17 protein-coding genes are annotated in these 24,164 nt (G+C 58.5%); 13 read left to right on the top strand and 4 right to left on the bottom strand.

Annotated elements, in window-relative coordinates:
- Positions 1-17 precede the first annotated feature (17 nt).
- Complete coding sequence (locus tag AK821_RS19150) at positions 18-4,835, top strand: dermonecrotic toxin domain-containing protein (RefSeq protein WP_064391108.1); 4,818 nt, start codon at positions 18-20, stop codon at positions 4,833-4,835.
- Positions 4,836-4,891: 56 nt separating this feature from the next.
- Here AK821_RS19150 and AK821_RS19145 read toward each other — a convergent pair whose 3' ends face one another.
- On the bottom strand, positions 4,892-5,161 hold the full coding sequence (locus AK821_RS19145) for a PepSY domain-containing protein (RefSeq protein ID WP_064391107.1): 270 nt from the start codon (positions 5,159-5,161) through the stop codon (positions 4,892-4,894).
- Positions 5,162-5,313: 152 nt separating this feature from the next.
- Here AK821_RS19145 and AK821_RS19140 point away from each other — a divergent pair, with 152 nt between their 5' ends.
- Entirely contained in the window at positions 5,314-6,315 is a 1,002-nt protein-coding gene (locus tag AK821_RS19140) for a FecR family protein (RefSeq protein WP_064391106.1), read from the top strand.
- 227 nt (positions 6,316-6,542) lie between these two features.
- On the opposite strand, the gene pvdQ is transcribed toward AK821_RS19140, so the two are convergent.
- On the bottom strand, positions 6,543-8,888 hold the full coding sequence (gene pvdQ / locus AK821_RS19135; protein WP_064391105.1) for a bifunctional acylase PvdQ: 2,346 nt from the start codon (positions 8,886-8,888) through the stop codon (positions 6,543-6,545).
- A 302-nt stretch (positions 8,889-9,190) separates the two neighbouring features.
- On the opposite strand from pvdQ, the gene AK821_RS19130 reads away from it, so the two are divergent.
- Entirely contained in the window at positions 9,191-9,568 is a 378-nt protein-coding gene (locus tag AK821_RS19130; RefSeq protein ID WP_064391104.1) for a fe2+ zn2+ uptake regulation protein, read from the top strand.
- 18 nt (positions 9,569-9,586) lie between these two features.
- On the opposite strand, the gene AK821_RS19125 is transcribed toward AK821_RS19130, so the two are convergent.
- Positions 9,587-9,775, bottom strand: a complete 189-nt coding sequence (locus tag AK821_RS19125; protein WP_064391103.1) for a hypothetical protein — start codon at positions 9,773-9,775, stop codon at positions 9,587-9,589.
- A 538-nt stretch (positions 9,776-10,313) separates the two neighbouring features.
- Between AK821_RS19125 and AK821_RS19120 the strand changes: the two genes are divergently transcribed.
- Genes AK821_RS19120 through AK821_RS19100 form a run of 5 tightly spaced genes read left to right on the top strand, consistent with a single transcriptional unit; the run spans position 10,314 to position 17,391 of the window.
- Positions 10,314-11,534 carry an MdfA family multidrug efflux MFS transporter gene (locus AK821_RS19120; protein ID WP_064391102.1) on the top strand — a complete coding sequence of 407 codons (1,221 nt, stop codon included), beginning with the start codon at positions 10,314-10,316 and terminating at the stop codon, positions 11,532-11,534.
- A gap of 46 nt (positions 11,535-11,580) precedes the next feature.
- Positions 11,581-12,711 carry a LuxE/PaaK family acyltransferase gene (locus AK821_RS19115; protein ID WP_064391170.1) on the top strand — a complete coding sequence of 377 codons (1,131 nt, stop codon included), beginning with the start codon at positions 11,581-11,583 and terminating at the stop codon, positions 12,709-12,711.
- A 1-nt stretch (position 12,712) separates the two neighbouring features.
- On the top strand, positions 12,713-15,115 hold the full coding sequence (locus AK821_RS19110; RefSeq protein ID WP_064391101.1) for an aldehyde dehydrogenase family protein: 2,403 nt from the start codon (positions 12,713-12,715) through the stop codon (positions 15,113-15,115).
- 48 nt (positions 15,116-15,163) lie between these two features.
- On the top strand, positions 15,164-16,465 hold the full coding sequence (locus AK821_RS19105) for a phenylacetate--CoA ligase family protein (protein ID WP_064391100.1): 1,302 nt from the start codon (positions 15,164-15,166) through the stop codon (positions 16,463-16,465).
- Complete coding sequence (locus AK821_RS19100; RefSeq protein WP_064391099.1) at positions 16,453-17,391, top strand: GNAT family N-acetyltransferase; 939 nt, start codon at positions 16,453-16,455, stop codon at positions 17,389-17,391. Before AK821_RS19105 ends, AK821_RS19100 begins: the two co-directional genes overlap by 13 nt.
- A 53-nt stretch (positions 17,392-17,444) precedes the next feature.
- On the opposite strand, the gene AK821_RS19095 is transcribed toward AK821_RS19100, so the two are convergent.
- Entirely contained in the window at positions 17,445-17,972 is a 528-nt protein-coding gene (locus tag AK821_RS19095; protein WP_064391098.1) for a hypothetical protein, read from the bottom strand.
- A gap of 382 nt (positions 17,973-18,354) precedes the next feature.
- Between AK821_RS19095 and AK821_RS19090 the strand changes: the two genes are divergently transcribed.
- The 5 genes from AK821_RS19090 (at position 18,355) to AK821_RS19070 (ending at position 23,645) form a co-directional block, all read left to right on the top strand.
- The gene (locus tag AK821_RS19090; RefSeq protein WP_064391097.1) at positions 18,355-20,346 is read left to right on the top strand and encodes a methyl-accepting chemotaxis protein; all 1,992 of its coding nucleotides are present in this window, start codon (positions 18,355-18,357) and stop codon (positions 20,344-20,346) included.
- A gap of 314 nt (positions 20,347-20,660) precedes the next feature.
- Positions 20,661-21,107, top strand: a complete 447-nt coding sequence (locus tag AK821_RS19085; protein WP_064391096.1) for a DUF411 domain-containing protein — start codon at positions 20,661-20,663, stop codon at positions 21,105-21,107.
- Positions 21,107-21,541, top strand: a complete 435-nt coding sequence (locus tag AK821_RS19080) for a YqaA family protein (protein WP_064391169.1) — start codon at positions 21,107-21,109, stop codon at positions 21,539-21,541. The genes AK821_RS19085 and AK821_RS19080 overlap by 1 nt, the downstream gene beginning before the upstream one ends.
- Positions 21,542-21,628: 87 nt before the next feature.
- Positions 21,629-22,678, top strand: coding sequence for an alpha/beta fold hydrolase (locus tag AK821_RS19075; protein ID WP_064391095.1), 1,050 nt, complete (start codon positions 21,629-21,631; stop codon positions 22,676-22,678).
- Positions 22,679-22,691: 13 nt separating this feature from the next.
- The gene (locus tag AK821_RS19070) at positions 22,692-23,645 is read left to right on the top strand and encodes a D-2-hydroxyacid dehydrogenase family protein (protein WP_064391094.1); all 954 of its coding nucleotides are present in this window, start codon (positions 22,692-22,694) and stop codon (positions 23,643-23,645) included.
- The last annotated feature ends 519 nt before the right edge of the window (positions 23,646-24,164 follow it).

The raw sequence follows: 24,164 nt of genomic DNA, 5'->3' as shown, positions 1-24,164 counted from the left end.
CTGATCGAGACCCGACAATGCCCGCTTCCGTTCCTCCGCTGCTGTTCCCCTTTTTTCTAGACTCTCCTGGCCTATGGGCCGGACTCCGCACTGCACACGACCTGTCCATCCAGGACTTCAACTGGCTGCAGCATGTAAAACTGGCCACCCAGGCCCTGCGCAGTCAGCAAACGCCGCCCATGCTTGTCCATCGCTTGCTGCTCAACACCGCAGAATCACCGGCGCTACCGCTGGCAGGCAGTTTCATCCTCAGCACCACTCCCGAAGACCGCGCCTTCCTGCTTTACACGCCGTTTGAAGGATTGCGGAAGTTCGCCAGCCTCAAGGTCCTGACCGAGCACCTCGAACAGCGCCTCAACGATGCTGACGAAGAGGATCGGTTACTGGCGTTTCTCGCCCTGTCGCAACGTAAATATCTGTTGGAAAAGCGCGGTATAACCGTAACCCCCCAGCTCATCGACGGCGATATATTCGATGATCAACGCGCAGCCCTCGAACACTGCCAAAGCCTCAATGCCCAGGCCTTGCTCGACGAACTGTTGCACCTGCCCGCGCTCGGCACGCTGCTTGAGAACATCCTCGCCGACCTGCTGGCATCAACGATGCCGGGTGTGAATCAGACGCAGACCCGCCTCGATTTTCACGCAGGCGCAGACAGCCCGGAAGCAATCCGCCCGAGACGCTGGCCCGATTCAATGACACTGGCTGATGCCGTGCTCCTGTATTACCGCCATGGCGGATGGCCCGCCGATCAGACCCATGTATTTTCCCATCCGCATCGGCTGGCCGAGGCTGACGATCAAATGCATTGGGAGAGCGCAGTCAAAAACGTCTCCGTCAACCTGCTGGCGCAGCTGTACAAACAGATGGAGGTTTACTGGAGCGGCGCAAGCGCCGATGGCCATACGCGCCATGCCTTCTTCACTCAGGCCCTCCGCCAGCAGGCGCTCACCGACATTATGCTCAAGCGCGAGGCGGGCATCATCGACGCGCAAAAATGCGCCGGCCTGTTGGCATGGATCGAACCCGATAGCGATTCCCCCCGGTTAGCCACGCTGGAAACCGTGCGTTTGTGGGAATACCAGCCCAACTTCGTCGAGCTGGCAGGTTCGCTGATGTTCAGCCACACCGACGCCTGCCTGTACACCCCATCTCAGGGTTTGCAGGTGCTCGCGGATTATCAGGATCTGAAAAATACCCTGCTGAGCAAGTTCAGCGCTGCCGGCCATGAGGAGGAACTTTATGGTTTGCTGAGCCTGGAGGAACGCCAAAAGTTTCTTGGCTTCGACGAACCTCATGTCTCAGGTGAAGTGATCGCTGGCGACATCTTTGCCGTGCTGCTGTCCGGCATCATCACCAAGCAACGCCAGAACATCGAATATGCCTTGCAGGTATTTCGTCACAGTGACGGTGCAGTAGACATCCGCGCGCTGTTCGATAAAGCGCTGGATGTCCGCTCGATGCTCCATGATCGCCTGCTCTCACTCGATACTGACGAGCGCTGGACTACCCGCCCGGCGCTCAGTGGCAGCCTGCTGCCATCGATGGTGACAGCGGATAGGGCGGCGGCCGAATTCAAGACGTTCACCAGTGTGCTGAGCGCCATCAGCGACGAATTTTTTGCACAGCCGCTAACAACGTCAGCGTTGCAAACCCAGTACCTGGGCAACATTAAAGACAAGCTGGCGCATGCGTTGTTTGTCGGCATGACCGGTGAGGCCAGAGTCCGCGTACTCAACGGTACGCTGCAGCATCATGAGCAAGCAATTGTCGACACGGTGTTCAACCCCGGCCAACCTGACCGCGCTCGACGCAAGGGCCTTAACGGCTTCCGTCCCGATGCCTTTTCACTCAGCTTGCAGGCCACCGGCCAGAGCGAGCTTTCGCCACTGGCGAACTGTCTCCTGCTGACCGAGCGCGGTGGCCTCGATAATCAGCATTCTGGGCACGCTATATTGTGGACCCCGGCGCTGGGCCTCGAAGTCTTCGGCTCGATTGATACAGCGCGGCAAGCCTTGAACCAGCGCCTGCTCAGCCCGGAAAAACGTCTGCTATTGCTGGAGAATCTCTCACCACTCAGCCAAGGTTTTCACCAGAATTTCCGTTTCGCTGACTTCCATTTGATCAGCGAAAACGTGCTGCATGACCGCATGCAATCGACGATCGAACACTTTCTCCAGCGAGGTAAATGGCTACGTGACCTGAAACTGCAGAAATCGGTAGAAGATCAAGCACTCAAGACCCTGAGCCTGCAAGTGATCGACAGCAATCTGCATCACGCCAGCGCATTGGCCAAAGCCCTCGGCAGGCAACAGTCGCTGCCGGTATGGCTGGGCATGGCCGCACTTGGCGATCAGCAACTGCACCTCGAAATACTTGAGCAGTGGTGCAACAGCGTCACTGATGACAAAGACTATCTGCACGGGCTGCCGACCCTGCATGACTATGTTCAGCAAACCCTGCAGTCATTGTTGTCCAGCCGTTTCCAGGCACCGGACCTTGATCCCCGGCAAATCGCGATCACCCCGGTGCTGGCCTTGGCCGGCCCTGCCATGAGCCTCACCGATTTCGCCCTGAATCATAGCCACACCGCTCAGCAAACCAGCTTCAAGGTGACGTCGGGTACGAACGCCGTGCTGCCGAAGAATATCGACCAGCAAGCAATCCGCAGTCTGCTGCTATCGCTGGATATCGGCTCGACGTTCGCCAACAAGCTTACCAGCGCACTCTCAGCCAAAAATAGCGATGCACAAGCGCGCCAACAGCGCTATGTCCGTCAGTTGCCCTGGCAACTGCTGCAACACGCTCATCAATTGAAACTGCAACAGCGGTTGAGCGCTATGGCCTTCGACCTGATCACTCAGGTACTCGACATGCCGGATGCCACCGCGCGCGCAAGGGTGCCGGGGGCCGATGCGCTGTTGCGTCCACTGGCGCTGATCAAAACCGCCGGAGCAAAAGCCGTCACCGCTCTTGGCATGTACCTGATCGGCCCCGCATCCGGCAAACCCGGGCCACAAGTGTTGTATACGCCGTACCACGGTGAACAAGCGTTCAGCGAATTTGCCGATGAAGCTGCTGTCATCTCCGCCCTCAACATTCCGGGGGCACTACAGAACTTGCTGCTGCGACGGTTGCCCGCCAGCGAACAATCGATATTCGGCGCGCTGTTCAAGGACAGTATCGGGCAAACCAGCGAAATCACCCTGGCGTCAAAAGCTGTCGACGGCAATGCGCTGATGCAACTGTTCAGTGACAACCTTGCGTTGTTGCCACGCTTGCTGAGCAGTCATTCGTTGCCGTCGGCACAAGAGGACTGGGAAGTGGCGAAAAACCTCTTCAGCTCCGGCATCAAACTCGTTCGCGGACTGCTGCCGGGCAAACTCGCCTATGTGCAGTTTCTCTGGCAAGCCTTCAAGGACGCCATGAACTCCGCCGAGGCGCTACAGGATCATCACTGGAAGCGCGCACTGGAAACGTTCATTGCCGGCGCTGCGGAAATGATCTCTCTCGGTCGGCTGTCACTGGAATCGACATTGATTACAAAAGAAGCATCGATTCAGCAGGAGCCCGTCGCAACAACCCCCAGCGCGCCTAAATGGCAGGAGATTCGCCCCACTGCGGCGTCTCGCACTAATCTGCAAACGTTCGAAACACCCACGGTTGCGTTGAAAGACCTGACGCATAAAGTGGCGGATGGCACCTATGAGGATCTGCCGACGAAAACCCTCTATGCGCCGATCGCCGGCAAGGTCTATCCAGTGGAGAAGCCTGGAGCGGTCTGGCAGATCAAGGGAGCCGAACAGGCAGGCCCGGTATTGCAACACACGGCATCCCGACAGCTGATTATCGATACCGACCGGCACACCGTGCATTTCGGCAAAGCCTTGTCCAAAATGTACAACCGCCACGCCAACGAGCGAGAAGCCCGGGTCTGGTTGAACATCCAGGCTCAGGGCATGGCCGAGATTCGCGCAAGGCACCCGGAAAAGGCACGGATGTTGACCCAGGCCGTCGACATGGCCCGGTACTATGCGCTCAACAGCCTGCACAACATGGCACAACTGAAAAACCACGCCCCCGGGACGCGACTGGACACGTTCCTCAAATCGTTCTTCGGCGTGCAACGCATCGATGCCGACATTCTCGCCAAGATCAAAAAGACCATCGTGCCGATCTGCAATGCCCTGGTCGACCCTACCGAAGACCTGATGAACACCGACCGCTTCGTCGTCGGCTCGAACAAATACAGCAACAGCGGGCTGATCGCCTTCGTGCTTGATGACGACTCGCGGAAAATGGTGCATTTCACCGAAAAGTTCTTCAACCAGGAACTCGACTGGTACAAGGTCGGCCTCACCCAGCCGTTCAACGTCGAGGGGCATGCCCAGGCATCCACGCTGATCCATGAATTCGCCCATCAGGCCAACAAGGCAGTGGACATCGCGTCCCTCGAAGCCCGGCGGCCGTTCAGTGACCTGATTGCCACCATTACCGGTTACGGCGCGGCGATGAAAGAAAACCAGACGCGATTCCAGCGCGAAGCCCTGTCACTCGAAACACCGCGCGAGGAGCTGTTTGCACGCTGGAGCAATGAACTGCAGGAGTGGATCAGCTTCGATGAGATTCCAGGTATCGAGCATGTCGCCAAGGAAATTCTCAAAGTCACGCAGAGCCCAACCGTCGAGGATGCGCGAACGGCATTTCTGAGCAGATCCAATCCACACCCGCGCATCGACACAATTTTGCGCAACGCCGATTCGATCGCTTTTCTGATCTGCGAAATGGGTCGGCAACTTGACCCGGTTACCAGCCCGAATGAAGCGCTGAGCTGACAGACAAAAAATGCGCAGGCAAGGGTGCCTGCGCATCGCTTTATTACGCGGTGATATCAGTCTTTCTGATCGCGCAACACATTGCCCGAGGCACCGTCGATGCGGAACTCGTAGACCACGCCATCGGCTTTGCGCCCCTCGCCTTTCCAGTAACCGTTGTTGTCGGCTTCTATCTCATACACTTCGACGTAACCGGCCTTGGTCTTGATAATCTCGATAGCCTTCTCGATGGTGATCCATCCCGCACCCGGTCGGTCGGCCATGGCCGCGCCGGCACTCAACAAGGCGGCAGTGGCCACGAAAGCTGCGAAGGTTCTTTTGATCATTTTTTCACTCCATTTATGGATGATGTTCCTCAGACGTCCTGTTTTTGGGTGTCGGCGAGGAAAATAAGTTCCAAATTGATGGGTAATTGCCATGACGGTTGTTCTCGACCAACGGTTCGCAAGGTTAGAATGCAGCAAACCAGGATGAGTCAATGACCGAAGACACCCTCTCGGAAGCCGAATACGATGCGATCACCGATGCCGCCGCGCATTGGTGCATGCGTCTGCACGCAGTCGACTGCTCCGCCGAGGAGCGTTTGGCATTCGAGCAGTGGCGCGATGCGCATCCGCTCCATGCCTTCGAATATGAAGCCATGCTGGAAATCTGGGACGTCGCCGAGCATCTGCCGCGTCCGGAACCCGTCGAAACGCTGCCGGCCATAAAACCGGCCCCGGCCTGGCATCCATACGCCGTCGCCGCCTGCGTATTCGCGCTGGGCCTGCCGCTGGCCGCCTACACCGGATGGAACATGGGCTGGCTGCCCAACAGCTATCAGCATTTCGAAGCCAGGGACAATGTCCGCCAGGTCACTTTGAACGATGGCAGTCAGGTCGAACTGAACCTGAATACTGAGCTGACCTACAGCAACTACAAGGACGAGCGCCAGGTCACCCTGAAAAAGGGCGAAGCGTTTTTCAACGTCAGTCACGACGTCACGCACCCCTTCATCGTCAAGGCTGCCGAAGGTCGAATCCGCGTCACCGGCACTCGCTTCAACGTGTGGATGTACGAAGATCTGGTACGCGTCAATCTGGTCGAAGGCTCGGTGCTGGTCACCAGCAACACGGCATTGCACGGCGATGGCCTGCGTCTCGGCCCGTCGATGCGGGCGCAGTACAGGCATGGCGACTACACGCCGCAAATCAGCCAGACCTACGCCAATGACAACTCAATGGCCTGGCGCAACGGTAAACTGGTCCTCGACAACCTCGCACTGAACGAAGCGCTCCCCCTGATCAACCGCTATCTGAACAACCCGCTGATGCTCGCCGACACCAGCACCGGCGCGATCCGCGTGGGCGGCGTTTACAACATCAAAGAGATCAACGGCCTCGTCAACTCCCTGCCCAAAGTGTTGCCGGTCTACCTGACCCGCAATGCTGAAGGCAATCCGGTAATCAACTCGATTCCCAAGCATCCAGCGAAGCCCTGACAGCACCTGTGGCGTGGGGATTTATCCCCGATGGGTTGCGCAGCAGCCCCATGCAAATCTCGGTTCAGCCCTTCAAATCCTTCGCCACCTGGAATGTTCCGGCTGCTGCACAGCCCTAAAACAGAGCACTGCATGCCGACCAGGTCCGGCGCCACAGACAATTGTCAGTAAAAAAAACCGCCGCCCTCAATCAGAGGACGGCGGCTTTCTCATACCGGTGCAGAGGCTTACTGCGCAGCCACCTTCGCCGCTTTATCTGCCGCCTCGCTGATGGTCTGTACCTGATACTGCGGATCGGCTTCGATCTGTTGTTGAGTGAAGGGCAAGACGCTCCATTGTTTCTTCGAAAACGCTTCGGTCTGGTCACGCGAGTATTTCGACGCCGGATCGCTGGACAGCGAGAAGGCCAGCAGCCCCTGAGCGTGCGGCCCTTTGTCATCAAAGGTCACCACTTGCAGATAGCTGGTACCGCTGACCACTTCGAGTTTGCCGTCTTCACGCGGGACACTCTGAATGGCGTTGTAGATGCCGAGAGTACCTGGCCCGCCATGAATCGCGGTTTGCTGACCGCCACTGCTGACCACTTGGATATCGCCCCAGCGGGTATCAGGCTTGATGCCCATTTTGCTGCTCAGTTCGAGCGAGGCCAACATCGCTTCGCGCACGGCTTTGCTGACGTCAGGCTGTTCGATGGCAAGCCCGCGCGGCGTGCTTTGCGCGGCCTTCGGGTCGAACGCGACACGCCAGATCTGCGGTGATTCCTGCAGGGTTTGCATGATGTTCTGGAAATGCACCAGGCCGCTGCCGGAGTCCAGGTTCGCGCGGCCGTCCCAGGCCTTGAGGCTGGCGCAGACCGGCTTCAGTTTGCTCGTGTCCGCACCAAGGTCATTCGCGCAGAATTTCAGCAGGTCCGGTAATACCTGGCTCGCCAGATAGACGTTGTCGTCCATCACCATCTGTTGCAGATCCTGCACCGCCAACGGACCTTTCTTCTCCAGCGAGGCGAGGCGATTCAGGGCGAAGCGCGAGCGCATGCCCAGCGGTTGGCTGTCCTGACTGATCAGCGGCGAGAAACCTGTCAGCGGTTGCACCGGGTTGGCCAGCCACGCGGAGTCGTTGGAATGCTGGACGAAGTCTTTTCGCAGCAATTGCGGCAACTGGCTGGAGGCATAAATGCCCGGCTGCGCGGCTTGCGGATCGATATCCCAGGCACAGCCGCTGTGAGAACCATCCAGCACGATCATCCGCAAGCCGGCACGCGGATCACTGCACTTGGCGAGCTTGTCGGCGCTGACGTTCGGCACTACTGACAGGTTCATGTACAGCGTCTGGCCCTTGTCATCTACCGCCAGTGTATTGACCCACGGAATGCCTTGAATCTTGTGTACCGAATCCTGCAGATCCTTGAGATTCGCGGCCCGGTTCATCGCATACCACTGATTGAGCACCCGGTCATTTTCGAGGTTGGCATCGCGCAGGCTGAACGCGTATTGATGATCCCAGTCAAGCTTGCCCGGCCACTGTACGATCGGCCCGAACTGCGAGCTGTAGATATCACGCGACACTGGCACGACCTGGCCATCCGCCTGTTTGACCTGCACGGTCACCGTCTGCTTGTTCAGCGGCAGTGATTTGCCGTCCAGCAGATAGCGCGTCGAATCCTTCGGATCGAGTTGCAGGCGATACAGGGTGAAGTGCTTGGAAGAGTCGACCGTGTGGGTCCAGGCCAGATGTTGATTGAAACCAATGTTGATCATCGGCAACCCCGGCAACGCAGCCCCCATGACGTCGAGTCTGCCAGGAATGGTCAGGTGCATCTGATAGAAGCGCATACCACCGACCCAAGGGAAATGCGGGTTGGCCAGCAACATCCCTCGGCCATTGAAAGAGCGCTCGCTGCCCACCGCCACTGCGTTGCTGCCGCGATCCAGGGCAAAGCGTTGTTGACGCGTATCGGCCAGTTGCCAGGCGTGTGATTGCTGCACGACCTGCGCACTGGATTGCGGCGGTGTGGCGCCGGCCAGAGCCTCGGCGAACTGCCCGACACCGCCTTCAACCAGCAGACGACGGGTCAGTTTGACCAGGTCTTCGGTGGCGATATCACGGACCCATTCACCTTGGCATTGTTGCGGCAACCCTTGCTGACGACGCTCGGCGAGATAGTGGTTATAGCCGGCGACATAACCCTGCATCAGGTCGCGCACCTCGGTGGGTTGTGCCTGCCAGAATGCCTGCACTGCTTGGGGCGTGTTCAGCCAGGTGAAGAACACATCGCTGACCCGGTTTTCACGCTCCTCGACAGTGAACTGGTCCGGGCCGAAATAACGCGAGCGTTGGCCGTTCACTGTAACGATCTCATTGGCCAGCAAGCACAGGTTGTCCTGCGCATAGGCGTAGCCAATACCGAAACCCAGGCCGCGCTCGTTCTCGGCGCGAATGTGCGGCACACCAAAAGCGGTGCGACGAATATCGGCGCTGGCCTGCGTGGCGGGACTGAGCGCATGGGCTGACAGACTCAGCCCGAGAAACATGCCAGCAAGGGCCAACCCGGTTAACTGCCTGGAAATAATCACGCTCGCTCCTGATCGATAAGGCAAGGATCGGCCCGGGCATGGCGTTGAAAATACCTGTTTCGCCGGAGCCGATCTGAAATTCATGCACGCGCCTGGGCGCATTGCGGCTGTTCAGGAAACGAATCGGCGAAAAAAAATTTAGGCCGGCCGACAGCAATGTGGTGCCGTGATTACGGGGAAACGACAAATAAGCGACAAATTTTATACATATTGCCCTTCATGATTTGCCGTGCTGAAACGTCTTGTTTAGAGAGAGCACTAAAAAACCCTTTCCTGATCAGGTCCTGAAAAGGAGTCACCGTATGTACAACTCGCAACTACCAACGGAAGGTAGCCAGGCGCCACAAGGAGCTTCCATGGGCCCCAGCGCCAGCGATTTCGGACAAAGGATCGAGCGTCACGGCAATGAGCGAATCCGCCTGCTGCTCAAAAGCTTCGGACTGCGCACCAGCCTGATTCGTCTGAAGGTCATTGACGCGCTGCTGAGCGCTGCGCAAAGCCAGCGTCGCCTTGGCGTACGTGGCGTGCACAGCCAATTGCTCGACCTGGACATTCCGTTGTCGTTTCTCAGCGTGCGCGAAGTATTGAAGCGTTTGTGCGCCGAAGGCGTGATCACCATCAACGCCGACAAGAGCTACAGCCTGCACCCGCAGGCTGCTGCGATTCTCGACAACGAGTGATGCAAAGCGCAGTCGCCGTCAGGGTTTGACCTTGCGGCGCATCACGCCGTTGATCACTACCACGATTACCGCCACACCAATGGCGATGTACTGGAACGTTTTCTCACTGATCGTCCCGGCGTTTTGCAGCCAGGACAGGCCGAGCATGATCGCCAGCACCATGAGGGCGATCAGAATCGAGTATTTCAAGCGTTGCGACTGAGTCATTGCAGTTTCCTGAAGCGTTGGAATGTATCCGGTTCGTATCCGCTTGCATGCCAGGCACATACCTTGTTTCGGGGATGCGCGGCAATTGCCGGAGTCTCATGTTACAGCCGCTGAAGAGTTTTGGCTTCATGGCGGCGTAACCATGAGGATTGTAGAAATGTTCCGTCGAATCGCCTGGCTGATTCCCCTGCTTGCCGTGCTGACCTTGAGTGGTTGCATCATATTTCCCCACGGCGGGTGGCACGCTGACCATCATCGCTATTATGGCGGTGGTCCTGGCTACTACCATCGATAGAACAGGATTGCTCGCCCCGCTGAGTGATGGCTGCTCCCATTGATTCAAAAGCAAAAAATGCTCGCCTTCTGGTGGGCATTTTTTTTTGCTTCAGATTCTATCAAGGAGCCGCCAGCGAGCGCGGAGGATTGCCGAAACAAGCAGGTACTTTTTGAAATCTTCTGTCGCAGCAAAGTGTTATGCCACCAAACCCAGCACTCCTAGGCTATGCAACAGGTTTTTGACAGAAGAGAAAAGGTTGCAATGCAGAGAACACTCATCGTCCTTGGTCCGGTAAAAATCATTGGATTTTGCCTGGCCATTACTCTCTTCGAACTTTTGACCTACATGGCCAGCGACATGATCATGCCAGCCATGCTCGGCGTGGTTCAGGAGTTCGAAGCAGACGCCCGCCACGTACCGAATGCATTCAATCTTTACCTGATCGGCGGAGTCTGCCTGCAATGGCTGATCGGGCCGTTATCCGATCGTTTTGGGCGACGACGCTTGTTGTTGATCGGCTGCGCTCTGTTTGGTGTAGCCATTACGGCGGCCACCGCAACGCGCTCGATCGAAGCATTCAACGTATTGCGCCTGATCCAGGGCATGGGCCTGGGTTTTGTCGTCGCCGTCAGCTATCCGGCACTGCAGGAGGTTTTTCGCGAGGGCGATGCCGTGCGACTCATGGCGTTGCTCGGCAACGTTGCATTGCTGTCCCCGCTACTCGCACCCTTGTTGGGCAGCCTGTTGCTGGAATGGTTGAGTTGGCGGCAGCTGTTTTTCGGCTTGGGGTTTGCCACCGCATTGGCCTGGCTGTTATTGCTGTCGTGCATGCCGGAAACCATTGGCGCGCAGCGCAATGATGGCGTGCACCTGGCGCCAACGCCGCTGTCATTGAGGCACGTCTTACGACGCTACGCAGCGCTGCTGCACAATCGCACCTTCCTTAGCGCAAGCCTTGCGCTGGGTTTCATGAGCCTGCCACTGATTGCCTGGATCGGCCTTGCCCCCCTGCTGTTGATGCAATGGAAAGGCCTGTCTGCCGTGGAATATGGCCTGTGGCAAATACCGGTGTTTGCCGCCGTCATTGTCGGCAACCTGCTACTGGATCGACTGCTGCCAACCCACGCACTACCGCGCTTGATTCGCCTGGCGCTCTGGCCTTACTGCCTGGGGTTGCTTGCCCTGCTCGGCTCGATGCTGACTGACGAATCCGTGCCGGCGCTGGTCACAGCGCTGGCGGTGTATGCGGTCGGCCTGGGCATGAGCAACGCGGTGCTGTATCGAATCGCCCTGTTTGCCAGCGATGACAGCAAAGGCCTGGTGTCAGCCATGATCGGCATGCTTTCGATCGCGGTCATGGGCGCTGGCGGCTGGTTGATGGCGACGCTCGGAAGCGGCGCCAGCCTCGAACTCTTTGGATTGTGGGCCGCCATCGGTGGCCTGTTGTGCCTGCCCCTGTTGCAGCGGGTTCTACGCACCTGACCGGGTGCACTCCCCCCTGCTTCCTTCTGGATGATGGATATTGATGATTAATCACTTCCCCCTGGGCGATGCGCTGTGTGCGTTGCCGCAGCCCTATTGCGCCGATTCCGTGCCGGCCGGTCTGTTCGACCGGGCGATGGCTGAAATCAGTCACTTTCATTGTCAGCAGACACCGGGCTACCAGCACTGGCTGAATGCCAACGGCTTGCAGGCCAGCGATCTGGACAGTCTCGATGACTGGTCGCGTTTGCCGGCGATCTTCGCCAACTTCTTCAAGCAACAATTGCTGCTCAGCTCAACGGGAGAGAACGCCATGGAGTTGACTTCCTCCGGCACCAGCGGCCAGAAAAGCCGTATGCGCTATGACGAGCGCAGCATTGCCGGTGCGCAATACATGGTCGAGCGGATTTTCCAGCATTACGGCTGGAACACCCCGGACACACCGTGCAACTACCTGCTGTTGAGCTATGAACCGCAGGGGCAAATCAGCCTGGGAACCTCCTACACCGACCAGTTCCTGTGTCGTTTTGCGAAAACCAATCGAGTCGCCTATGCGTTGCGCAACACTGGCGACGGACATCAATTCGATGTGTTCGGAGTGATCGCCGCTTTGCAGTCGTTTGCCGATGAAGGTTTGCCGGTACGGATTTTCGGTTTCCCCGCCTTCCTTTGGCAGACCCTCGAGCATATGCAGGCAACCTCCGTGAAAGACCTGCAATTGCCATCAGGCTCTCTGGCGTTTTTTGGTGGAGGCTGGAAAACCCGGGCCACCGAGGAAGTCCCCAAAGCGCAGCTGTATGCACGCATCCACCAGCAACTGGGCATCGATAGCGCGCATTGCCGTGATGGCTACGGCGCGGTCGAACATGCAGTGCCATATATCGAATGCAGTCACCACCACTTCCATGTACCGGTGTATGCCAAAGCCTATGTACGCGACCCGGTCGACTTCAGCGTCTTGCCCTATGGCCGGCGCGGCCTGCTTGGGCTCGTTTCACCTTACATCTCCTCAAGCCCTGCCCATGCGGTGGTCATGAGTGATCTCGCCACCCTGCATGCCGGTACAAGCTGCGGCTGCGGATTGAGCGCCGACTGGTTCGAACTGCACGGCCGTGCCGGCACCAGCGCCAGCAGAAGCTGCGCGATGGCTGCGGCTGAATTGCTCGGAGGGCATTGATATGTATTTGATCAACGGACAACTGCACGCCGATTACGCTCTCGACATGGCTCTGGAACAACTGCATGACGCGTTGCCGCATCATCTGGCCACCCCTCTGCACAGCAGCACGGTAATTGAAGCGGCAGCGCGGTTTGCCGAGCGACTGTGCAGCGGCGACAGCAACGTCGTGCTGGATGAAGAACAGCGCCAGGCATTGATCGGGTTTTGCCAGCCTCAGGCGCTGCAGAGCAAACTTGAACGGGAACTCGGCGACCAGCCCGGCTCCCTGCGGCGCCTCGATTACACGCAAGCGCGCTTCGAGAACTGGAGCCCGCTCGGGCTGGTAGTGCACATCACCCCGGCGAACGCGCCAATGCTGGCGTTCTGTGCAATCATCGAGAGCCTGCTGGCCGGCAACATCAACTGGCTGCGGCCCAGCAGCAGCGATCAAGGCCTGAGTGCACGCTTGCTCAACGCACTGGTGCAATGCGATCCAAGCGGTCAGCTTGGTCATTACCTCGCTGTGTTGCCGGTGACCACCGCGCAAATCGGTCAACTGTGCAAACGGGCCAACGGCGTTGCCGCATGGGGTGGCGCAGCGGCGTTGCAGGCCATTCGTCAACACCTGCCTTCCGGGTGCCGCTGGATCGACTGGGGACATCGCATCAGTTTCGTCTACATGACGCCCGATTCGGCCTCCGAAACAGCGCTGGATGCCATCGTCGACGAAGTCTGCCGACTCGATCAACAGGCGTGTTCGAGCCCCCAGTGGTTATTGGTCGACAGTGACGAGCCGGACGTGCTCAAGCACATCGGCGCGGCATTGGCTGAAGCATTCGGCCGGCGTGCCGAACGCTGGCCAGTGTTGTTGCCGACGCTGCAGGAGGCTTCGGAAATCACCAGCCGTGTAGCGATGACGCGGCTCGGCCAGAGTTTTTCCGAGCTGACCGCCGAAGTCTGGAGCGCACCTGGCTGGCGCGTGATCTGGACTCACGATCAGGCGCTGAGCCCCTCCCCGCTGTTTCGCACGCTGCTGCTCAAGCCGCTGCCGCGTTCACGCCTGGCACACGTCCTGCTGGATTGGCGAAACGTGCTGCAGAGCTGTGCGCTGATATGTCCCCAGGCACAGATCGGCGAACTGTCGCGCGCCTTGATAGCTGCTGGCGTCACGCGCATTGCGCCGATCAATGCCATTCATGACGGATACGACGGCGAACCCCATGACGGCGTGTATGCCCTGCAACGCCTGAGCCGCCGCGTCTCGGTCAGCTTGCCGGCAACCTTGCTGACGACTCACGCGACGCTCGATCCGCAGCCTGAGGCATCAGGTCTGAGCGGCCGGCCGATCATGGATAAACAAGCCTTCATCGATCGGCCGGCCAACGCGGCAGCGCAGTTGTATTTCCGTTCGGGAGGCAGCAGTGGCACGCCGACATTGTCAGGCTTCAGTCATCGCGACTTCCAGCGACAAATGCGTGCGACCGCCGACGGTTTGTTCGCCGCAGGCCTCGATCCACGCCACGACAGGGTGATGAACCTGTTCTTCAGCGGCGGCCTATACGGCGGTTTTTTCAGTTTCGCCAAAGTGCTGGAATTGCTGGGCGCCACGCACCTGCCGATGGGCGCACCGGCCGATGATGATTACAGCGAGATTGCCCGACTGATCGTTGAACAACGTGTAACAGTGTTGATCGGCATGCCGAGCACCCTGCACCGCTTGTTCCTCAACGAGCAGCAAACGTTGCGCGACTACGACGGGATCGAAAAAGTCTTCCTTGGCGGTGAACACCTCAGTGAGCCCTGCCGTGAGCTGCTGCAAAGTTGCGGCGTCAACAGCGTGCGTTCGGCCGTTTATGGCAGCGTCGATGCCGGTCCGCTTGGCCACGCCTGCGCCGCGACGGGCGATGGCATTTTTCATCTGCTGAGCGATATCCAGTCGCTGGAAATTGTCGCGCTCAATGAAGATGTGCCGGTTGTCGGCGACGAAGTCGGCCGACTGTTATTCAGCTCGAAAGCGCGTGAAGGCCAGCCGATCCAGCGTTATGACGTGGGTGACAGCGGTCGCTGGCTGTCCGGCCCATGTGATTGCGGCCTGACGTCGCCGCGTTTCGAACTATTGCAGCGACATGGCCGGCTGGTGCGTATCGGCACCGATTTCATTTGCCTGAACACCTTGGCCGAGCATCTGCAAACCGAATTTCAATTGCTGATGGCGCACGCGCCTGACGGCGTTGAAAGCCTGCTGTTTCGCAGTTCCCGCGAGCCGGCGGATGTGCTCGAACGCCTGCAAGGCTATTCCATTCTGGCAACCCTGGTGCGCAGCGGACTGCTGAAGCTGGAGGTCGAGGTTTGCCCACCGGCGTTATTCCACCGCAACAAGCACAGCGGCAAAACCCCTTTATTGATTGATGCGCGCCGTTGAAGTGCTGCCTCCGCACCCGGACTGGCGCCATTACTTAAAGAGAACACCATGACAGCTGCAATAGAACTGAACCAGTTGGTCGGCTTTGCTCGAGCGCATTCGAATTATTATCGCGAACATTTACACAATGTTCCGTCCTGTTTGACGAGCCTCTGTGAATTACCGCTGATTGATCCGCACACTTACTGGCAATCAAGCCATGACCTTGATCAATGGCCAGTACTGACAGGCAACTTCGCCAAGGCGCTGGTGTTCAAGACCGGTGGCACTACCAGCAACGGCAAACTGTCGGTATTCACCCGCGACGAATGGCAGACACTGGTCAGCGACTTTGGCGTTCAGCTCACCGCACAACTGAATGACGGCGACCGCATTGCCAATCTGTTTTTCGTCGGCGACCTGTATGCCAGTTTCGTGTTCGTCCACGATACCCTCGCGCATACGGGAAGTGCCGTCACCGAATTTCCGTTTACCGGAAGCGTCGATTCTGCAGTGTTGGCCGATTCGATTGCTCAATACCGGATCAACGTTTTAGCCGGCGTACCGGCGCACCTGCTGACGTTTGCCGCCTGGCTGGAGCGCCAATCGCGTACGCTCGAAGGTATCGACACCCTGCTTTATGGCGGCGAAAGCCTGTTCGGCGGGCAATTGCTGTTGTTGCGCCGGGTCTTTCCCAACGCCCGAATCGCCTCGATCGGTTACGCCAGTGTCGACGCTGGGTTTATCGGTTTCAGCAGCCGTGACTGTGCCCTGGACGAACACCGCATGCTCGAGCGCCACAGTGTGGTGGAAATTCTTGATGAACAGACCGGTGAGGTGATCGAGGATTGCGGGCGGAAGGGACGTCTGGTCCTTACCAATTTCACGCGTCGGCTCATGCCGCTGATTCGCTATCCGGTGGGCGACCTCGCCTGTTGGAAAGAACCTCGTGGCACACCGATGCGAAAATTCGCCCTGATGGGGCGCAGCATGGACAGTCAGCGTGTGCGGGTGGGCAGCATGACCCTGCTGACTGCAGAAATCGGCGAAATCGTGCAACGCATCGCTGCCGGAGGCGAATGGCAACTGGTGCTCGATCATTCGAATGATCGCGATGACTTGCACCTGAAATGGCGGCACGCGGCGCTGCACCTCGACACGGCGCAGGTCAATGCAGACCTGCGCACGGCGCTGATCGATCGCTACCCGTTGATCGAACAACTGACTGTCGATGGATTACTCGATCTGCAAGTGGTGAGCTGCGCCGGGGAGGATTTCGCTTGTCACCCACGTTCCGGCAAACACCAGAAAGTCGTCGACCTGCGCATCTATGGCAATGCTTATCCGGAGCCGCACGCATGGACACCGTGACCCTGAGAAACTACCGCAGTACCGATGCTGTGGCCGTCAGCCGCCTGTTCCGTGCAGTCTATGGCGACCACTACGTTCAACCCCACGTTTATCTGCCCTACATGATCAGCCAGAACCACGACGATGGCCGTTGGCATTCGCTGGTGGCCGTGAGCGGCAAGAAAATCCTCGGGCACGCGACACTGTTCAGAAATGCCGGCTCGCCGATCGCCGAACTGGCGCTGAGCGTGGTTCATCCAGCGACACGCGGGCAAAACATTGCCACGCGGCTGGGGCAACAATTGTTGATCCATGCACAAGCGCTGGGCTGCCGTGGCGTGACGATCAAACAAGTGACCCATCACGCCTACTCGCAAAAAATGGCCGACAGGCTCGGGTTTCACAGCACGGGATTGTTACCCGATTACGCGCCTTCGCCATTTGGCGAGGTGCTGCCAGAGTCGATCGTCATGGGTTTCAGAGCCATCGACGACTACGAGCGGCCGCTGCCATCGCTCGATTGGCCAGCCAGCTGCGCCGATTTCATGCAGCAGATGTGCAACGAATTTGGCACCCGCAAAACCCCATCACCCTGGGTCGGGCCAACGATGCATTTCGACCAACGTTCAGGGCGTTATGACATGGTGCTCAAACAGTTGAGCATTGCCGTGCTCCAGCAACTGCGGCAATTGCCGGCTCACTGGGTGGTTTCGATCAGGCTCAGGCTGGCAGAAGGATTTGCCGGCGCATTGCATAGCCTGTCGATGGCAGGGTTCACATTCACCGGAATTGTCCCCGATGATCGCAGCGAAGGTTGGCTGGCGCTGTTTCACCGGGACTACGTGCCGCGCCAGTTGCAATTGCACTGCGTGCGCATGCAACAGTTGCAGGATCAAATACAGCAGCGCTTCGCCGATTGCTGCAATAGCGAACTGCAAGCTGGCTGAATGAAAGACCGGCAGGCCCGCCAAGAGATTGTGCGGGCCTTTTTCCGTGGTTTTTACGCCTTGGCTTTGACGCCACTGTCCACAGGTTTAGGCATGTTGCCCTCACCGTAGGTTTTCAGGTTCTGCAGGACGTAAATCGCTTTCTTGAACTCGGGAATCAGGCTCTTGCCGTAGGCATTGCCATTGAGCCCATTGGTCTGGATGGCATCGAGCTGGGTCGCGAAATACTCAAGCGCGTTGAATTTCGCATCGATATCTTTCGTCACGCCAAAACGATCGAACTTGTCGCCAGCGTTCTTTAGCGTAAAGGAAGTGATCTCGGAGATCAGCCCGCGGCCTCGCAAGAGTTCACTCAGATTGCCCAATTGTTTAACCGAAACATTGGATGGATCGAAACCCTTGATAGCCTTGCGCAAACCCTGCTTGTCCATTTCGGCAGTATTCAGCGCGGTGGGGTTGTTGCCCACCATGGTGAGCATCTGCTGCACCTTGACGCTCTGGGACACTTGTTTTTTTGCGCCGGTGTCGCGTACCAGAATCCCTGCCTTGGCCTGCCAGCCGCCGACTATACCGATCGTCATGAGAAGACTCCCTGTGAAATGACCATGAAATGTCCGTGTTGAACGCCTCTAATGGCCGAGAGTATCAGCGGGCGAACTGATGGCACCAACTTCTTTCTGCATTTTTTTACAAATCTTGTACATTCCCGATACAAACAGCCCCAATGCCGACAAACGTTGAGCCAGAGGGGCTGCGCCTGTCGATGGACAATCGGCTTTTGACACTGACCAGCAGGCAAGCCCGCTTGAATGTATCGACGCTGATACCGACCAGTCATCGGCCGCCATCTTTTTAGTACGCCAGTGCCTCAAGCTTCTTGCCGGCGCGACGATACGCTGGGATACCCGCACTGTTTAACGCTTTGCCCCCTAACAAGAATCGCAGTTCAAGGACCGGATCCCCATGCCCGCATTCCGTACCATTCAGGCTCGCTACACGCTGTTTCTGGTTCTGTTTATCCTGCTGTTGTCGGTGTTGACCGTGGTCGGCATCAGCCAACTGGTCGCGCCCAAACTGCGTCATACCGAAGAACAAGTCGTCCTCAACCGCATCGCCGAAGTCGCCGAGCAGATTCAGGGCGAGTTGAACAAAGTGCAGGCGCAGCAACGCAGCATCACCCAGACCATCCCGCTGCTCGACAGCGCCGCGATCGACACGGTGCTGCCGGGGTTGGTGGATCAATACGGCGAGCTGAAGGTTTTTGGTGGCGGCATCTGGCCTCTGCCGGGGCAGCGTGAAGCCGGGCGCAACAAATTCAGTACGTTCTGGCATCGCGATGCCTCGGGCAAATTGGCGGTTAACACCTTCTGGAACAGCGACGCGGCGCCCAACTATTTCGACCAGAGCTGGTACAAGGGCGGCATGGCGACACCGCGCGGTCAGTGCGCCTGGGCCGCCGCCTACAAGGACGATGCCAGCGCCGAACCACGCACCAACTGCGCCATGGCCATCCAGAAAAATGGTAATGCCTGGGGCGTGTCGACCATTGACGTGACCCTCGGCTTCTTCAACGATCTGGTGGCGCGTAAGGAAAAAGACCTCAACGCCGAAATGCTCATCGTTGAAGCCGACGGCAAGATCATCAGTAACAGCTCGCGCATCAGTGGCCAGATCGTGCTGAAGAACATCAGCGAACTGGCCGGCACCTCGACCTTCGCCAGCCAGGTCAAGGCCGGGCTGCAGAATCGTGATCTGGCGCAGCGCATCGAGTTCGACAACAACGGCGAAGCCAGCACCTTCTTTATGCGCCCGATTGAAGGCACGCCGTGGTTCCTCGCCACCGCCCTGCCAACGAAAATGCTCACTGCCCAACGTGATGACGTCCTCAGCACCCTGAGCCTGTTGCAAATCCCGCTGGTGATCCTGCTGGTGCTGTTGCAGGTCTATGCGATCCGCCAGTTGATCTCGCGCCTGAAAGCGTTGAAAGCCAACATCGATTCGCTGTCCAGCGGCGATGCCGACCTGACGCGACGCATCACCATTCGCGCCGAGGATGAGCTGGGCGCCATCGGCCATTCGGTCAACACGTTTATCGCTTACCTGCAGAACATGATCGGCGAAGTCACCCAGGCCACCGGTGCCATGGCGTCGAGCCTCGACAATCTGCAACGTACTTCGGCGCATACCAGCCAGATCCTGCTGCGTCACGCCTCGGAAACCGATCAGACCGTCACCGCCATCACCGAAATGAGTTCGACGGCGGAAAGCGTCGCGCAAAACGCCGCCGAGACCGCTGCGTTCACCCAGCGCGCCAACGAAAACGCCGACCGCTCACGCGTGGTGGTGGGTGAAGCGACGAGCAGTGTGGTTGCGCTGATCGACGAAGTGGCCAGCGCTACACACAAAGTTGAAAACATGCAGCAGGACGCCCAACGCATTACCGAGATTCTCGGCGTAATCGGGGCGATTGCCGGCCAGACCAACCTGCTCGCGCTCAACGCTGCAATTGAAGCGGCCCGTGCCGGTGAGCAGGGCCGAGGCTTCGCCGTGGTTGCCGACGAAGTGCGCGCCCTCGCCGCTCGCACCCAGGCCAGCACTTCGGAAATCAACGAGATGTTGACGCGTCTGACGCAAGGCGTGAGCTCCTCGGTCAGCGCCATGGAAAATACCCAGGCGAGTTGCCAGTCGGCGGCGGATGCCACCGCGCGCGTCAACTCGGGCCTTGATGAAATGGCCGGCTCGGTCAGCCACATCAACAGTCTCAGTACCCAGATCGCTACCGCCGCCGAACAGCAAAGCGCAGTGACCGAAGAGATCAACCGCAGCATGGTGCAGATCCGCCACATGGTCGATGAATTGGTGCAGAGCGGTCAGGCCAGCGAACTCAACACCCGGCAACTGCTGGAAGCCAACAGCCGGGTGAGTGCGATCATGGGACGTTTCAAAGTCCGCTGATTCATGCAGGAATTCCTGCCAACCCTATAACCCCTGTGGGAGCGAGCCTGCTCGCGAAAGCGTCCTTTCAGTCACTACTTCCAGTGCCTGACACACGGCCTTCGCGAGCAGGCTCGCTCCCACAGGGCCACAACATCGCCAGATGTGGCCACCTGACAACTTTGTCATCTCTCGCTCAGCAACCTGTCAGCCTTGATCTACGATCATCCTGCCAGCCCGCCTCGCAACAACTGGAAACATTGCGTTGATGCCAGACGGGAAAAACCGGTCAAAATGCGTTCTTTTCTGATCGTCACCCGAGCCGAGAATCCGTCATGCGAACCCACCTGCGTCTGGTCGCCCTGAGCGCCCTGTTCCTTTCATCCCTGGCCCAGGCAGCCGATCTGATCCCGATCGAAGTCCATCGCGACGCCAATTGCGGCTGCTGCAAAAAATGGATCAGCCACCTCGAAGCCAACGGTTTCAAAGTTGAAGATCACGTCGAAAGCGACATGAGCAGCTTCAAGCAGCAACACGGCGTACCACCGCGTCTGGCGTCCTGTCACACCGCAATCATCAACGGTAAATTCGTCGAAGGCCACGTACCGGCTGAACAAGTGCTGGCCCTGAGCAAGCGCAATGACCTGCTCGGTGTTGCCGCACCGGGCATGCCGATGGGTTCGCCGGGCATGGAAATGGATGGCATGAGCGATGCCTATCAAGTGATCGGCCTGAAAAAGGACGGTGCTGACGTGGTGGTGGCGGACTACCCGGCCCATTGATCGGCGCGGCTTATTTCGGGCTGTTCTTCGCCGCGTTCGGTGCTGCGACATTGTTGCCGCTGCAGTCCGAGGCGTTGCTGGTCGGGCTGATCGTCAGTGATCGTTACTGGCTCTGGGGACTGCTCACGGTCGCGACGCTAGGCAATGTGCTCGGCTCGCTGGTCAATTGGTGGCTGGGCTGTCGGCTCGAGCGATTTCAGGATCGGCGCTGGTTTCCGGTCAGTCCCGCGCACATGGCCAAGGCGCGCAAGCACTATGAACGCTACGGCCACTGGTCGTTGCTACTGAGCTGGCTGCCTATCATCGGCGACCCGCTGACGCTGATCGCCGGTGTCATGCGCGAACCGCTCGGACGGTTTCTGTTTATCGTCACCCTGGCCAAAAGCGCACGTTACGGCGTGCTGGCCATGCTGACGCTGGGGTGGCTGGGTTGAACGATCGGGCGCGGGCATTGCCTGTGTTTAACGTCGCCATAATCCGGCCGTTCCAGCATCGGCCGTTTTCAAATGGAGTTTGACCTTATGTCTGTCACGTTTTCCCGTTGGCTCCCCTCCCTGCTCCTCTGCGCCGCCCTGCCCTTGTCTGCGCAGGCTGCCGCGCCAGCCGAAGCAATGCCCGAAGGCCCGGCTTACGGCCCGGAACTGCAAGGTTTCGAATACCCTTACACGCTTAAACACTTTGCCTTCCAGTCTCAGGGCAAATCCCTGCAGATGGGCTACATGGACGTCGCCGCTCATGGCAAAGCCAATGGCCGCACCGTGGTGCTGATGCACGGCAAGAATTTTTGCGCCGCGACCTGGGACAGTTCGATCAAGGCCCTGAGCGAGGCCGGTTACCGTGTGGTCGCACCGGATCAGATTGGCTTCTGCACATCGAGCAAACCGGACAACTATCAATACAGCTTCCAGCAACTGGCAACCAACACCCAGCAATTGCTCAAAGCGCTGGGCATTCAGAAGGCCACCCTGCTCGGCCATTCCACCGGTGGCATGCTCGCCACCCGCTATGCCTTGTTGTTCCCGGAACAGGTCGAGCAACTGGCGCTGGTCAATCCGATCGGCCTGGAAGACTGGAAAGCCCTCGGCGTGCCCTATCGCACCGTGGATCAGTGGTATCAGCGCGAGCTGAAAGTCAGCGCCCAGGGCATTCGTGATTACGAACGCACCACCTATTACGACGGCCGCTGGAAACCGGAATTCGATCGTTGGGTGGACATGCTCGCCGGCCTCAGCAAAGGCCCGGGTAAAACCCAGGTCGCCTGGAACTCGGCGCTGATCTACGACATGATTTTCACCCAGCCGGTGTTTTACGAGTTCAAAGACCTGAAGATGCCGACGTTGCTGCTGATCGGCACTTCCGACACCACGGCAATCGGCAAGGATCTCGCCCCACCGGAAGTAAAAGCCAAAATCGGCCATTACGAGGTGCTCGGCAAACAAGTGGCCAAGCTGATTCCGCAGTCGACGCTGGTGGAATTTCCCGGCATGGGCCACGCGCCGCAAATGGAAGAACCGGCGCAGTTCCACAAAGCTCTGCTCGACTGGCTGAATACATCCAATCCCGTTCGTTGATGAGGTAAGGCTGATGGCGGTGCAGATTGCAGTAATCGATGACTGGCAGGACGTGGCCCGCGATGTGGTCGACTGGTCAGTGCTCGATAGCCTCGGTGAAGTGACGTTTGAACATGATTACCCGGCCGATAACGCCACACTGGCCGAGCGTCTCGGCCGGTATCAGGTGATCTGTGTGATGCGCGAGCGCACGCGTTTCGATGAAGATTTGCTCAAGCGTCTGCCCAATCTCAAGTTGCTGGTCACCGGCGGCATGCGCAATGCGGCGCTGGACATGCCAGCGGCAGCCAGACTCGGAGTCAAGGTCTGTGGCACTGACAGCTACAAACATGCAGCGCCGGAATTGACCTGGGCACTGATCATGGCCGCCACGCGTAACCTGGTGAATGAAGCCAATGCCCTGCGCGCCGGCACGTGGCAGCAAGGTCTGGGCGGCGACCTGCACGGCAAGACCCTCGGCATTCTCGGTCTCGGCAGTATTGGCCATCGCGTTGCGCAGTTCGGTCAAGTGTTCGGCATGCGGGTGATTGCCTGGAGCGAAAACCTCACTGCAGAACGAGCTGAACAAGTGGGCGTGACGTACGTCAGCAAGCAGCAACTGTTCGAGCAGGCTGACGTACTGTCGGTGCATCTGGTGCTCAGCGAACGCAGTCGCGGGCTGGTCGATGCGCAGGCGCTGGGCTGGATGAAACCGACGGCTCTGCTGGTCAACACCGCGCGCGGGCCGATTGTCGATGAAGCGGCGCTGATCAAGGCCTTGCAGAAACAGCAGATCGCCGGGGCGGCGCTGGACGTATTCGAGCAGGAACCGCTGCCGGCCATGCACCCGTTTCGCACACTGGACAACGTACTGGCGACGCCGCATGTCGGGTATGTCAGTCGGCAGAACTATGCGCAGTTCTTTTCGCAGATGATCGAGGATATTCAGGCTTGGGCGGCTGGGGAGCCGGTTCGCCTGTTGAACTGACCCTTCTCTGCAAATAGAGGGTGAAGTCACTATTGCTATCGCGAGCAGGCTCACTCCTACAGGGGATCGCATTTCAACTGTAGGAGTGAGCCTGCTCGCGATAGCGTCATAACAGTCACCCCATCAACAAACTGCCCGCACCACAACAGTGCAACCGCACTGACCACTAGCACAAAATCGTGACCGCCCAGTCACCGTTTTGGCCCTCTCTCGCAAAAAAACCTGCACTTCGTCGGTGCGTTTGCCCCGCCAAAGTACGGTTTGCACAGACTGCCAACCGATTGTCGAACAATTTACCCATTTGCTCTGGCCCGCTCTAGGATCTGGCCTAGACTGGTTTTTTCGAGGTACGACCTGCCAGTCACATTGCGGAAAAAAACTCGAAACTTTTGCGCAAAGCGGCGGGTCATCTGAAAGGCAGGGCCAAAGCGACTGGTGCAATCCTTGCAATGGCCTCTACACCCATTCTGCTTGCGCGTGTTGGGTAGCGTTTGCTCACCGATGCGTGGCGCGTTTGCG

The sequence above is a fragment of the Pseudomonas sp. RIT-PI-r genome (genome assembly GCF_001297015.1).
Classification (GTDB): domain Bacteria; phylum Pseudomonadota; class Gammaproteobacteria; order Pseudomonadales; family Pseudomonadaceae; genus Aquipseudomonas.
This window is presented reverse-complemented; position numbering and strand designations above follow the sequence as displayed.

Coding starts and splice junctions, on each gene's coding strand:
- AK821_RS19100 (WP_064391099.1), top strand. CDS start 16,453: ATGGACACCGTGACCCTGAGAAACTACCGCAGTACCGATGCTGTGGCC.
- AK821_RS19130 (WP_064391104.1), top strand. CDS start 9,191: ATGTACAACTCGCAACTACCAACGGAAGGTAGCCAGGCGCCACAAGGA.
- AK821_RS19125 (WP_064391103.1), bottom strand. CDS start 9,775: ATGACTCAGTCGCAACGCTTGAAATACTCGATTCTGATCGCCCTCATG.
- AK821_RS19140 (WP_064391106.1), top strand. CDS start 5,314: ATGACCGAAGACACCCTCTCGGAAGCCGAATACGATGCGATCACCGAT.
- AK821_RS19085 (WP_064391096.1), top strand. CDS start 20,661: ATGCGAACCCACCTGCGTCTGGTCGCCCTGAGCGCCCTGTTCCTTTCA.
- AK821_RS19105 (WP_064391100.1), top strand. CDS start 15,164: ATGACAGCTGCAATAGAACTGAACCAGTTGGTCGGCTTTGCTCGAGCG.
- AK821_RS19145 (WP_064391107.1), bottom strand. CDS start 5,161: ATGATCAAAAGAACCTTCGCAGCTTTCGTGGCCACTGCCGCCTTGTTG.
- AK821_RS19120 (WP_064391102.1), top strand. CDS start 10,314: ATGCAGAGAACACTCATCGTCCTTGGTCCGGTAAAAATCATTGGATTT.
- AK821_RS19090 (WP_064391097.1), top strand. CDS start 18,355: ATGCCCGCATTCCGTACCATTCAGGCTCGCTACACGCTGTTTCTGGTT.
- AK821_RS19075 (WP_064391095.1), top strand. CDS start 21,629: ATGTCTGTCACGTTTTCCCGTTGGCTCCCCTCCCTGCTCCTCTGCGCC.
- AK821_RS19095 (WP_064391098.1), bottom strand. CDS start 17,972: ATGACGATCGGTATAGTCGGCGGCTGGCAGGCCAAGGCAGGGATTCTG.
- AK821_RS19070 (WP_064391094.1), top strand. CDS start 22,692: ATGGCGGTGCAGATTGCAGTAATCGATGACTGGCAGGACGTGGCCCGC.
- AK821_RS19110 (WP_064391101.1), top strand. CDS start 12,713: ATGTATTTGATCAACGGACAACTGCACGCCGATTACGCTCTCGACATG.
- AK821_RS19150 (WP_064391108.1), top strand. CDS start 18: ATGCCCGCTTCCGTTCCTCCGCTGCTGTTCCCCTTTTTTCTAGACTCT.